General features: G+C 72.4%; 5 protein-coding genes. 3 read left to right on the top strand and 2 right to left on the bottom strand.

Features of this window, described 5'->3' with window-relative positions; translation table 11 throughout:
* On the bottom strand, positions 1-885 hold an 885-nt coding region (locus ACILRB_RS15210), incomplete at its 3' end, for a class I SAM-dependent methyltransferase (RefSeq protein WP_395667141.1).
* On the bottom strand, positions 882-1,697 hold the full coding sequence (gene lgt / locus ACILRB_RS15205) for a prolipoprotein diacylglyceryl transferase (protein ID WP_395667140.1): 816 nt from the start codon (positions 1,695-1,697) through the stop codon (positions 882-884). The genes lgt and ACILRB_RS15210, both read right to left, overlap by 4 nt.
* Before the next feature lie 190 nt (positions 1,698-1,887).
* Between lgt and ACILRB_RS15200 the strand changes: the two genes are divergently transcribed.
* The 3 genes from ACILRB_RS15200 to proC all read left to right on the top strand — a co-directional run.
* Positions 1,888-2,145: an accessory factor UbiK family protein gene (locus ACILRB_RS15200; protein WP_395667139.1), complete on the top strand. Its 258-nt coding sequence runs from the start codon at positions 1,888-1,890 to the stop codon at positions 2,143-2,145.
* Between the two features lie 205 nt (positions 2,146-2,350).
* Entirely contained in the window at positions 2,351-2,851 is a 501-nt protein-coding gene (locus ACILRB_RS15195) for a YbjN domain-containing protein (RefSeq protein ID WP_395667138.1), read from the top strand.
* A gap of 44 nt (positions 2,852-2,895) precedes the next feature.
* Positions 2,896-3,637: pyrroline-5-carboxylate reductase (proC, locus tag ACILRB_RS15190; RefSeq protein WP_395667152.1), on the top strand; the 742-nt coding region annotated here is incomplete at its 3' end.

Below are 3,637 nucleotides of genomic sequence, written 5' to 3'. Positions count from 1 at the left end.
CTCGCCCTGGGTCGTCGGGCCATGGACCTCGGCGCCGGCCCCTTTCGCCGCGCGCGCCAGCGCCGTGAAGTCGACATGGACGGTGAGGTCGGCCTCGCCCGGGGCTTCGAGCGGATCGGCGAATTTATGGTCGCGCACGGCCTGCAGCGTCTCGCCGCGCGCCGGCCCCTCATAGCCATAGTCGACGGCGAGCAGCGCGCCGCCCTGCGTCGCGAGGCGCACCCCGATCTGGGTCATGAGACGCGCCGCCGCCACGCCGACCTCGAGCACGTCGCCCGGCTCGCCCTTCGCCGCGATCGCCGTCTCGACCGCGTCGGCGAGGCCGAAACGGAAACGCCCGGACTCGTCGAGGCCGACGAGGCGCTCGCGCCAGCCGCCGTCCTGGAAGACGTAATGGCGCACGGGCAGCGCGTCGAAGAATTCATTGGCGACGAAGATGGCCGGGCCCGGCGGAACCTCCTCGACATGGGAGCGCCACGAAACCTTCACGCCCGCGCCGGCGAGCGCCGCGCGCTGGCGCTCGCGCAGCGGCTCGCTGATCTCGACGAGCTCGACCTCGACGGCCGCGCGAAAGTCGGGCGCGGCGCGGGCGGCGCGCAGCGCGTCGGCCATCAGCGTGCCGCGCCCGGGGCCGAGCTCGACGAGCAGCACGGGGGTCGGCGCGCCCATCGAGCGCCAGACCTCGACCGCCCACAGGCCGACGAGCTCGCCGAAGATCTGGCTGATCTCGGGCGCGGTCACGAAATCGCCCTCGGGCCCGAAGGGGTCGCGCGTGCGGTAATAGCCATGGACCGGATGGGCGAGCGCGAGGCTCATGTAGCGGTCGAGGCTGATCGGCCCGTCTTCGAGGATCATTTCGCGCAGCAGGCTATCGAGCGGGCTCACGCGGCGCGCGCCTTGCGCAGCGCCGCGGCGCACAGGCCGACCCCGACCGCGACGAGCGGCAGCGAGAGAAGCATTCCCATGGTCGCGCCTCCAAACAGAAAGCCGAGCTGCGGATCAGGCTCGCGGAAGAATTCGCAGATGATTCGCGCCACGCCATAGCCGATGGCGAAAATCCCCGACACGAGCCCCGGCCGGCGCAAGGCGCCGAGCCTGACCGCGAAAAACAGAACGCAGAAAAGCGCGACGCCTTCAAGCGTCGCCTCATAAAGCTGGCTCGGGTGGCGCGGCAGCGGCCCCGCGCCTGGAAAGACCATGGCCCAGGGGACGTCGGTCGGCCGCCCCCAGAGCTCCGGCTTGATGAAATTGGCGAGCCGGCCGAGGAACAGCCCGATCGGCGCGGCGGCCGCCGCGACGTCGGCGAGACGCAGCGCCGGCACGCCGCCGCGGCGCGCCAGAAGGACGACGGCGAGCGCCGCGCCGAACAGCCCGCCATGGAAGGACATGCCGCCTTCCCACACCTTGAGCGCGTCGAGCGGATGGGACAGGTAATGGCCCAGATTGTAAAACAGCACGTAGCCGAGCCGGCCGCCGAGAATCACGCCGAGCGCGGCGTAGAGCAGCAGGTCGTCGATCGTCTCGGCGTCGGGACGCGGCCCCGCCCCCCACAGCGCGGGCCGCGCGACGAGCGCGCGCGCATAGGCCCAGCCGAGCGTGAGCCCCGCGATATAGGCGAGCGCGTACCAGCGGATCGGCAGCGGCCCGATCTCGATCAGCACCGGGTCGATCACGGGATAGGCGACGAGAAGAGGCATTGCGGCTCCGCTTGACGCGAGCGGTGTGGCCCGGCCCGGCCGCGGCGTCAAGCCGGGCGCGCGGCGCGACGCCGTTGCGGCGCCGGCGTGTGACGGCCTCTTGTGCGGCGCGCGCGCGCGGGCCATGTGACTGTCAGGCGTCGCGCCCCGAGAAGGCGCGGCGCGGGCGTCATGGCTGGGAGAGAGCGGCGTGAAGGAGAACCGGGTTTTCGACGATCTGTCGCGGCTGATGGCGGACGCCGGCGACGTCGTTCATGGCGTGCGGCGCGAGGCCGAAACCGCCTTGCGCGCCCAGGCCGAGCGCCTGCTTTCGGCCATGGACATCGTCACGCGCGAGGAGTTCGAGGCGGTCAGGGACATGGCCGCGAAGGCCCGCGACGAAAACGAGAAGCTGCGCGCGCGGCTCGACGCGCTCGAGGCCGAGCGGGCTTCCGGCGCGGGCCGCTAGGCTTCGGGCTGTCGCGGGCCTCTCGCGAGGCTTCCGCGAGGCTTGCAAGACAGGGGACAACTCGCCCCCGGCCGGTTGCGCTGGGGGGGGGCGTTGTGATTCCTTCAAACTCATGGATCGGACGAAACGCTTGAATCGGCGGCGCTCTCGCCGAGCCGCCGCCGTCCGGCAAGCTTGTGACGGGCCCGCGCCCGAAGGACCCCTGATGTCTCTCCTGCACTTCGAAGCCGTCCGCTCCGAGCATCCCGTCGATCTCATCGAAAGGCTCGCCGCGCTCAACGAGTGGCCCTTCGACCGCGACGAGGAGGATGAGATCTCCATCACGGTCGCCGGAAGCTGGACCGACTACAACGTCGCCTTCACCTGGCTCGAGGACCTCGAGGCGCTGCATGTCGCCTGCGCCTTCGACCTCAAGCCGCCGGCGGCGCGCCGGCCGGAGGTCGCGGCGCTGATCTCGCTCGTCAACGAGCAGCTCTGGCTCGGCCATTTCGACCTGTGGCCCGGCGAGGGGCTCGTGATGTTCCGCCACGCCATCGTGCTGTCGGGCGGCGCCGACCTCAACGGGCCGCAGTGCCAGACCGTGCTGACGAGCGCGGTGCGCGCCTGCGAGCGCTATTATCAGGCGTTCCAGTTCGTCGTCTGGGCCGGCAAGAGCGCCCCGCAGGCGATCGAGACCGTCATGCTCGAAACCAAGGGCGAAGCGTGAGCGACGCCTTTCCCGCCTCGCTGGTCCTCGCCGGCGCGGGCAGGATGGGCGCGGCCATGCTGCGCGGCTGGCTCGCCGGCGGGCTCGACCCCGCGCGCCTGCTCGTGATCGAGCCGCATCCGACGGCCGAGATCGAGGCGCTCGCGGCGAAGACCGGCTTCGCCCTGCGCCCCGCCCCGCCGCAGGAGGGAGTCGCCGCGCCCGAGGTTCTGACGCTCGCGATCAAGCCGCAGATGCTCGACGACGCCCGCGCGCTCGCGCCGTTCTGCGGCCCCTCGACCCTGCTGCTCTCGATTCTCGCCGGCAAGCGCCTCGCCGATCTCGCCGCGCGCCTGCCCGGGGCCGGCGCGATCGTGCGCGCCATGCCGAACCTGCCCGCCGCCGTCGGCCGCGGCATGACCGGGCTCGTCGCCGGCGGCGAACTCGGCGCGGGCGCCAAAAGCGCGGTCGAGGCGCTGATCGGCGCGACGGGCGAATTTCAATGGATCGCCGACGAGCGCCTGATGGACGCGGTGACCGCGATTTCGGGCTCGGGCCCGGCCTATGTGTTCCTGCTCGTCGAATCCCTCGCCCGCGCCGGCGAGGCGCTGGGCCTGCCGCCCGAATCGGCCGCGCGGCTCGCCCGCGCGACGGTCGAGGGCGCGGGCGAGCTCTTGCGCCAGAACCGGGCCCTGAGCCCGGCCGAGCTGCGCCAGAGCGTCACCTCGCCTGGCGGCACGACGGCGGCGGCGCTCGTTGTGGTGAGGGCCCATGACGGGCTCGCGCCGTTGTTGGGGCGCGCCGCCG

It is taken from the genome of Methylocella sp. (assembly GCF_044226135.1).
Lineage (GTDB): Bacteria > Pseudomonadota > Alphaproteobacteria > Rhizobiales > Beijerinckiaceae > Methylocapsa.
This window is presented reverse-complemented; position numbering and strand designations above follow the sequence as displayed.